Annotated in this window: 9 protein-coding genes; 2 read left to right on the top strand and 7 right to left on the bottom strand. The window is 65.2% G+C overall.

Annotation, left to right across the window (positions count from 1 at the left end; translation table 11 throughout):
* Positions 1-286: 286 nt before the first annotated feature.
* The 4 genes from VB716_RS17340 to VB716_RS17325 all read right to left on the bottom strand — a co-directional run bounded on the left by VB716_RS17340 (position 287) and on the right by VB716_RS17325 (position 1,967).
* Positions 287-622, bottom strand: coding sequence for a helix-turn-helix transcriptional regulator (locus VB716_RS17340; protein ID WP_197155593.1), 336 nt, complete (start codon positions 620-622; stop codon positions 287-289).
* The gene (locus VB716_RS17335) at positions 615-881 is read right to left on the bottom strand and encodes a type II toxin-antitoxin system RelE/ParE family toxin (protein WP_197155595.1); all 267 of its coding nucleotides are present in this window, start codon (positions 879-881) and stop codon (positions 615-617) included. Before VB716_RS17335 ends, VB716_RS17340 begins: the two co-directional genes overlap by 8 nt.
* A gap of 313 nt (positions 882-1,194) precedes the next feature.
* Positions 1,195-1,695 (bottom strand): GNAT family N-acetyltransferase, encoded by a 501-nt coding sequence (locus VB716_RS17330; RefSeq protein WP_322758767.1) that lies wholly within the window; start codon positions 1,693-1,695, stop codon positions 1,195-1,197.
* Positions 1,695-1,967, bottom strand: a complete 273-nt coding sequence (locus VB716_RS17325) for a DUF1778 domain-containing protein (RefSeq protein ID WP_322758768.1) — start codon at positions 1,965-1,967, stop codon at positions 1,695-1,697. Before VB716_RS17325 ends, VB716_RS17330 begins: the two co-directional genes overlap by 1 nt.
* Positions 1,968-2,155: 188 nt before the next feature.
* On the opposite strand from VB716_RS17325, the gene VB716_RS17320 reads away from it, so the two are divergent.
* Entirely contained in the window at positions 2,156-2,308 is a 153-nt protein-coding gene (locus tag VB716_RS17320; RefSeq protein WP_197155600.1) for a hypothetical protein, read from the top strand.
* Complete coding sequence (locus VB716_RS17315) at positions 2,305-2,934, top strand: Fic/DOC family protein (protein ID WP_323271150.1); 630 nt, start codon at positions 2,305-2,307, stop codon at positions 2,932-2,934. Before VB716_RS17320 ends, VB716_RS17315 begins: the two co-directional genes overlap by 4 nt.
* Positions 2,935-3,146: 212 nt before the next feature.
* Here VB716_RS17315 and VB716_RS17310 read toward each other — a convergent pair whose 3' ends face one another.
* From VB716_RS17310 to VB716_RS17300, 3 genes are all read right to left on the bottom strand, one after another.
* Positions 3,147-3,356 carry an addiction module protein gene (locus VB716_RS17310; protein WP_197155610.1) on the bottom strand — a complete coding sequence of 70 codons (210 nt, stop codon included), beginning with the start codon at positions 3,354-3,356 and terminating at the stop codon, positions 3,147-3,149.
* A gap of 278 nt (positions 3,357-3,634) precedes the next feature.
* Positions 3,635-3,880, bottom strand: coding sequence for a type II toxin-antitoxin system HicA family toxin (locus VB716_RS17305; protein WP_322756908.1), 246 nt, complete (start codon positions 3,878-3,880; stop codon positions 3,635-3,637).
* Positions 3,877-4,083: a 2-oxoisovalerate dehydrogenase gene (locus tag VB716_RS17300; protein WP_322756909.1), complete on the bottom strand. Its 207-nt coding sequence runs from the start codon at positions 4,081-4,083 to the stop codon at positions 3,877-3,879. Before VB716_RS17300 ends, VB716_RS17305 begins: the two co-directional genes overlap by 4 nt.
* Between the last annotated feature and the right edge of the window lie 207 nt (positions 4,084-4,290).

Genomic DNA, 4,290 nt, shown 5'->3' with positions numbered 1-4,290 from the left:
TCCCCCACCGACGAGCGCCTCCACGCCTACATCGCCGAGCGCATGCGCATGAGCCCCATCGACCAACTGCTGATGCTGTAGCCGCAGGCTTCCGCGCAGCGGTTGGAACTGCTGGGCCACGGATCTGCCAGGCAACAGCCAGCCCGGCCCAGGACCTCGCCCGGCGGATCCTGGGAAACGAATGGTGGGCCGCGTGCTCACCGGCAACGGCATCACCCGCTACGGCGAGGGGCGCGACGTGCTGCTGCAGCTGTGCCGCCAGCGCCTCGATGCCTTCCACCGCCGCTCACCAAGGCGGTGAAGCTTCATCAGGGGTTCGAGGCACCAGCTGGATTTCCACATCGCAGCCGAGCACATCGGCGTAGCGGCGGAGAGTGGACAGTGCGGGTATGTGCTTGCGGGATCCCTCGAGCCGACTGATGGCGCTGCGCGTGGTGCCCATCCGCACGGCGACCTCCTCCTGGGTGAGACCGGCCCGCTGGCGTGCCTCCAGGAGCTGCCGGAGCAGACGGAATTCCACGGCGGCCTCCTGCCGCGCTTCGCTGTAGCCCGGCACCTGATCGAGCCGGGCGCGTTCGGCGCCGCGATCGCGGATGACCGGTTGATAGGGGATGTCAGGCATGGCGTTTGACGTTCCTGAGGCGTTCGCGAGCGATGAGGAGCTCACGCCTGGGTGTTTTCTGGGTCTTCTTCACGAAGGCATGGAGCACGGTGATCACCCGGCCACCGCAGAAGCAGTAGAAGGCCCGGCCGATGCCGGAACGGCCTCTGGGCCTGAGTTCGAACAGGCCGCCGCCCATGGCTTTGGAGTGAGGAGGCCTGTCCTTGATGTCCTCGCGAACACGAGCGTTGTAGTACTCAAGCCGAAACGATCCCTCCATGTTAGCGCGCGTGCTACGTGCCCACGGGGCTGACCCGCTGATGGGCTCTGGGCGGCAGGCCGTTGTGGGGTGAAGGAGAGCGCGTGAGCGCCACGGCAGCGAGGCTTCTCCTTTGTCAGTTCCACCCCCGTCTCACCCGTCCCCCACCGACGAACGCCTCCAGCAGTCCCTCGCAGAGCGGATGCGCATGAGCCCCATCGATCAATCGCTGATGCTCATGGAACTGCTGGGTCATCACCCGGAACAGGAACAGCGGAACCTCGCTGATCAGCGGCGAGGGGGTTACGGCTACGAAGCCTCCATCTACGGCCGATCACAACCCCAGGGTTGCCGCCACATCCGAGAGACGGATCAGGAGGGTGTCGGGATCGATGGGTGAGGGATCGAAACCCATGTGCAGATAGAAGTTACGGGCGTCCGCGGAAGCAGCGTGGACCACGATGCCGCGAACGCCGATCCGTTCGCTGGCCTGAAGGACCCGCTCGAACGCATCGGCAAGCAGGGCACGCGCGATGCCGCGACCTTGCACACCGCGGCAGACCGCAAGCCGTGCCAGCAGCACAACCGGGATGGGATCGGGCCTATTGCGAGGAAAGCTCCCGGGTGCGGAGGCCACCGCCACGGCACCGGAGGCCAGAGCCCCATAGGCCTTGACGGTGCCGTCGCCATCGCAGACCACAAACGTGCGTGTGGCACCGCTCTGCTGATTCGGCAGGGCACGCTGCCGGAGCCAGTGATCCAGGCTGGTGTCGCCGCAGTCGAAGCCGGCGGTGCTGTGGTGGCTGGCCAGGGGCTGCGGCACCAGCAGCTCCATCAGCGTTGCCAGGGCCTCGGCGCGGTCATGGTGCGTTGCAGGCGGTCACTGGGGCTTGGGGGAGCATCCAGCAGGCGGAGAAGCTGGTCGAACTGTTCAGACGACACGGACTGCCAGCTCTGCTGGACCAGCAGCTCACGGGCGGCGGTGCGGGCCGCCTGCAGAACGAAGTCGGTTCGGGTGAGCCCGGAGGCACGGACGGCGCGATCGATCAGGGCCTGATCGTCGGGCGAGACCCGCAGGTTCCAGCTGAGGCGAGGGGTGGCAGCCACGGCTGTGCCGCAAACCTTCGTGCAGCCTAGTTCCATGGATAGACGGTGTCTACCTTCGTGCCCTTGGTCCATATCAGCAGGGAGCCATGGCGTCGGTCCCATCGGGTGGGGGGGGGATGGAGGAAAGGGGCCATCGCTCCTCCTCCATCACTGCCACCCCCCGTCACACCCCAAGCCAGCATGCCCCCATGCCCCCGGTCCGTTTGCCCACCTACGAGCACCTGCGGGCATCCATCGCCGAGCGGATGCGCATGAGACCAATCGAGCTGCTGCCGGAGGCCAGCCGCTGTGAGCGCTGCGGGGCCAGTGAGCTTCAGCAGATCCTGGGAGAGAACCGATGAGTCGCCACAAGGTCGTTGGCTCTGTCGCGGAGAGTGAGCCAGGATCGAATGGTCTGGTTCTGAGCAATCGCCTGGGCATCACGGATCCGGCGGTGATGGAGGTCGTGGAACGGGACCTGCTTCTCGATCTCTATCAAACGATCATCGGGAATGGGGCTCCGACCAACCGCCTGAGCGTTTCAGACTTGATCGACTGGCATCGGCAATGGCTGGGGTCTGTCTATTCCTGGGCAGGAAAGGTACGAACGTTCAATCTGAGCAAACAAGGCTTTCCTTTCGCGAGTGCTCACCTTTTTCCAGATCTGCTCAAGTCATTCGAATCGGAGTATCTGGGTCGGCTGACTCCGTTCACCCCAGACTCGATGGGTGATCTGATCAGGGGACTTGCCGAGGTGCATGTTGAATTCGTGCTCATCCATCCGTTCCGCGAAGGCAATGGTCGAATCGCCCGACTGCTGGCAGATGTGATGGCGTGCCAAGCGGGGATTGGTCCGCTCGACTATTCAGAATGGGATCGTCAGCGGGACCTGTACTTCGCCGCGATCCGGGCGGGGTCTGTGCTGAATGTCACCCCAATGGAGGATCTGTTCAGGCAGGTGTTGACTGGGGGGATTGTCGATTCCTGAGTTGACGTTCGATTTCAGCAACCGACTGACCCGTTTCTATGGCCGTGGAACTGGCCACCGCACGGATGATGCGCGAACCCAGCGGCAGTGAACTGGCCTGCTGTCGCAGCCGCTGAAGCTCTGGGTCGGTCTTGGTCATCAGGACATCGACGGAACAGTAATTCTGGCACCAGGGCAAGGCATTTCAATCATCCAGCGAACCGGGCGCATGGTCAGCCGAGGCCGAGCTGGCTCCGCACCTGATCCCAGGGCACAGCGGCGTCCGGGTTGTCGAGATGGGACGCCAAGCGCCGGTCGAGCTCCGCGCAGAGAGCAGGGTCGACCGACAACGCCCCATCCCTGTCCTGGTCCTCGAGGCTGTCCCAGAGGGCGATCGCCAGGGCCAGCCGCTCGCTCTGGTGGAGTTGGAGCGGGTCGGACATGGGCGCAAACGCCATCACACCTCAGGCAAGGAATCCATCGTAGGCACGCTTCCTGGCGTGGAGCAGGGTCCGGGGAAGGGCATGACATGACGCCAAGGCTTCTCCTTGGTCAGTGCCACCCCCCGTCACACCCCAGCCAGGATTCCCCCATGCCCCCACAGCCCTCAACCAACTACGAGCGCCTCCGGCACGCCATCGCCCAGCGCATGCGCATGAGCCCCATCATCCAACCGCTCATGCTCTTGGAGCCGGCCTTGGGGGAGAAGCCCCCGGGGGCCTCAAAGATCCAGGCTGCCGATCAGCTCCTCGATCGAGCAGCCCACCTGGCCGGCCACGTCCTTGAGGATCTGCCGCAAGGTGCCAACCCTCAGGGGCTTGTGGGCCGGAATCGTGAGGTGCTGCTGCTGGCCGGCGGCATCTCGGGTCAACCGCATGTGACTGCCTGTCTGGCGAGTCACCGCGTAGCCATGGCGATGGAGGCGCTCGGCCAGGAGCTGGCCGTTGACGTCCCGCGGAATCCTCACAGGGCCAGCAGTTCCTGCCTCACGTGATGGAGGCGGATCAGGGGTGGCGCCTCGCCGGGATCGAAGTGGCAGACGACGGCGTCGCGGATCTCCCGGTGGAGCTCCTCAAGGGTGTCGGCCTCGGTGTGGATCGCGGCGGCAGCTGCACTGGCTCGGAAGGAGCCATCCTCCGCTTCCTCGACCACGAAAAGGATTTCCTGCATGACGCCCTCCAGCGGCACCAGTCTGGCAGTGGTGGGCAGGATGCTGACTCTGTCTGGGCAGAGGGACTGGGGCGGCACAGCCACAGCTGGAGCCGGGTTGGCTGCAGCCGCCACGCGCCCTCACCAGAAGGGATCCCAGCAGGGGGTTCCGCCTGACGGGCCGCCCGAAACCAAACCTGGCCCAGGCGCTTGGGAGCCGCCACCATC

Source organism: Synechococcus sp. CCY9201 (genome assembly GCF_034931105.1).
Taxonomy (GTDB): Bacteria; Cyanobacteriota; Cyanobacteriia; order PCC-6307; family Cyanobiaceae; genus CBW1002.
This window is presented reverse-complemented; position numbering and strand designations above follow the sequence as displayed.

Coding starts and splice junctions, on each gene's coding strand:
- VB716_RS17335 (WP_197155595.1), bottom strand. CDS start 881: ATGGAGGGATCGTTTCGGCTTGAGTACTACAACGCTCGTGTTCGCGAG.
- VB716_RS17310 (WP_197155610.1), bottom strand. CDS start 3,356: ATGTCCGACCCGCTCCAACTCCACCAGAGCGAGCGGCTGGCCCTGGCG.
- VB716_RS17300 (WP_322756909.1), bottom strand. CDS start 4,083: ATGCAGGAAATCCTTTTCGTGGTCGAGGAAGCGGAGGATGGCTCCTTC.
- VB716_RS17320 (WP_197155600.1), top strand. CDS start 2,156: ATGCCCCCGGTCCGTTTGCCCACCTACGAGCACCTGCGGGCATCCATC.
- VB716_RS17315 (WP_323271150.1), top strand. CDS start 2,305: ATGAGTCGCCACAAGGTCGTTGGCTCTGTCGCGGAGAGTGAGCCAGGA.
- VB716_RS17340 (WP_197155593.1), bottom strand. CDS start 622: ATGCCTGACATCCCCTATCAACCGGTCATCCGCGATCGCGGCGCCGAA.
- VB716_RS17330 (WP_322758767.1), bottom strand. CDS start 1,695: ATGGAGCTGCTGGTGCCGCAGCCCCTGGCCAGCCACCACAGCACCGCC.